This is a genomic window from Arsenophonus sp. ENCA, from assembly GCF_002287155.1.
GTDB classification, from domain to species: Bacteria; Pseudomonadota; Gammaproteobacteria; order Enterobacterales; family Enterobacteriaceae; genus Arsenophonus; species Arsenophonus nilaparvatae.
The window spans coordinates 1-2,303 of record NZ_NHNG01000224.1 but is presented as its reverse complement, the minus strand read 5'-3'; the positions used below and the strand labels follow the sequence as shown (position 1 = coordinate 2,303).

General features: G+C 38.1%; 4 protein-coding genes. 2 read left to right on the top strand and 2 right to left on the bottom strand.

The window, feature by feature from the left end:
• The first annotated feature begins 630 nt into the window (after positions 1-630).
• Entirely contained in the window at positions 631-1,098 is a 468-nt protein-coding gene (locus CBG25_RS05925) for a hypothetical protein (RefSeq protein ID WP_290605279.1), read from the top strand.
• Positions 1,099-1,184: 86 nt separating this feature from the next.
• Here the strand turns inward: CBG25_RS05925 and CBG25_RS05920 are convergent, their stop codons facing one another.
• A complete protein-coding gene (locus CBG25_RS05920; RefSeq protein ID WP_290605277.1) occupies positions 1,185-1,400 on the bottom strand; it encodes a hypothetical protein in 216 nt (71 codons plus the stop codon).
• A gap of 65 nt (positions 1,401-1,465) precedes the next feature.
• Positions 1,466-1,669 carry a hypothetical protein gene (locus CBG25_RS05915; protein WP_290605275.1) on the bottom strand — a complete coding sequence of 68 codons (204 nt, stop codon included), beginning with the start codon at positions 1,667-1,669 and terminating at the stop codon, positions 1,466-1,468.
• Between the two features lie 132 nt (positions 1,670-1,801).
• Between CBG25_RS05915 and CBG25_RS05910 the strand changes: the two genes are divergently transcribed.
• Positions 1,802-2,303 (top strand): transposase (locus CBG25_RS05910; protein WP_290605274.1); only part of this gene is annotated, 502 nt, incomplete at its 3' end.

Sequence of the window (2,303 nt, the reverse complement as noted above, 5' to 3'; positions counted from 1 at the left end):
GTTTGATGATAGGATTATTTGTTTGATACATAAAATTACCTTTTATTTAATTATCTAATGATGTTAATTAAAACCGGTAACTTTCTTTTTTAAATCAGAATTGTCAGATTAAGTTAAGACTAATACAGATAAATACCCGTCTTTATTCTATTAATCTCACCGGCATTATTTTGTAATGTGTTAACCGAGTGAATTAATGTATTTGTTAATGCGCGTTTATTCGTCATCATTTTATTTAATAATTAGGGTGAGAAAATAAAAAATAAATAATCCGCCAAATAACAGTATTAATTTATCTATTAACATCAGTTTTTTATTCCTCTTATTATTAATATGATAATTTTTAACGGACTCGCCAGTTAATCGATAGGGGTAGTGCTGATTAGATTTATTCATAAATATCCTCATTAAGTTATCGGTTTTGTTGCCCTGACCGAAAACAGGGTGTTGTGGTATCATGCTTATGCCCACTTTTTCGTTCCAGTGAGAGGTGGACATAAAATCCAACAACAAGGAGTGAAATCCATGTCCCAAGAATAGAGAAGACTATACCCGATTACATAAACCTGCCCCGTCACCGCAAGAGGAACAAAAGACTGGGGATAACGATAAAAAATAAGGAGCCCCAAAATGGAAGAGCCATCCGAACACATTAAATTTGAAGTCTACTACTCGATTTACCTTGCCGAAATGACAGAAATTTTTAATCGCCGAGTTGAACAATGTTGTTCTTTTTGGCTGGTATTTCTGGGTGCTTCTGTTTTTGCACATTTCCAATACGGATGGCTGTTGGGTTTTCTGATTGCCTTGATTTCCGCTATTCAGTTTGTTGCTAAATTTGGTGAAAAAGCCGGTAGCGCAAAATCTCAGGTAAGACGATACCGAAGGCTGGCGGATGAACTTTTGCAACTGGATGAAAACCAGATTAAAGCGAGAATGCGAGAAATTGAAGAAACCGACACCCAACCCCTGACCGCGCTTTATAATCCCGCCAGAAAAAGGGCAAGTATTGCGTTGTATGGTGTTGATAGAGAAGCTAAACACCTCCTTACGCGATGGGAAAAAATGATGGCTTTCATCGGTGGGGGGTATTCCTAATTAGTGACATCGGGTTACCTCTTAAATGCGTTTATGCAATACACGGTGACGATACATTCAATTTTGTTCGTAACATCAGCGACAGATCATGATTTGCTTTTCATTACTTGATGACCCGCACTCCCCAAAGCCATTGCCAATACATCAGCTAAAACAGAGGGTTCAACAGACGGTAAAAATGCCTGCCAGTATTTCTTGGCATGTATACTATCCATGCCAAGTGAGAGTTGCATTTTTACGATCGTCTCACATTTAGTATACAACTCTTGTTTTTTTTCGATATCAGAAAGGTCTTCACGCATGCAAACTCCTAATAACATTATGCAGTTTATTAAAATAACGGATATTGCTTGATGTTATTTTCCTCTCAATACTTCATGACCGGCAGATACAACGCATTGGCCAATACATCGGCTAAAACGGAAAGATCGGCAGACGGTAATATTTCTTGCCAATACTTTTTGGCACGTATACTGTCCATGCTAATCGAGAGCTGCTTTTTAACGATTGAATCGTACTGGTTATACAATTCCTGATATTCTTCATGGTAATCAGACAGCGTTTTACCCACGTTAACTCCTGATAATCGTTATGATGCTACTTGGCAGTCTTAAAAAATTTCCCTGGTGTTAAATAAAAAATAATTATAGGACTTACGCAAATTTCACATAAAATAGAATAAAAATTCTGTAGAGTGTTACAAATGAAACTAAGCCGCTTAAATTACTGCCAGTATCTAATGATAAGCCAAATCAATTATACTTTGACTAATTTTGCTGATCATACGCAAGATATGAGTCACGATGCGATTAATCGCTATTTGCGAAACGACCATGTAACTGGGAGCGCTTTGTGGGCGCAAGTCAGGGATGATATTAAGCTGTCTCCAGATGGCTATATTGTGTTCGACGACACAGTACTGGACAAAAACTTTTCGCACCACATTGAGTTGGTACGACGGCAATACAGCGGTAACGCCCACCAAGTAATCAAAGGCATAGGTGTGGTAAATTGTGTGTACGTCAATCCCAGCACGGAACAATTTTGGCTCATTGATTTTCGTATTTACCATCCTGACGGTGATGGTAAATCGAAACTCGAGCACGTCGAAGATATGCTAAAAAACGTAGTTCGGCATAAGTGCCTTCCCTTTGCCGCCGTGCTGATGGATACATGGTATGCCACTAAGAAAATAATGCTATTTA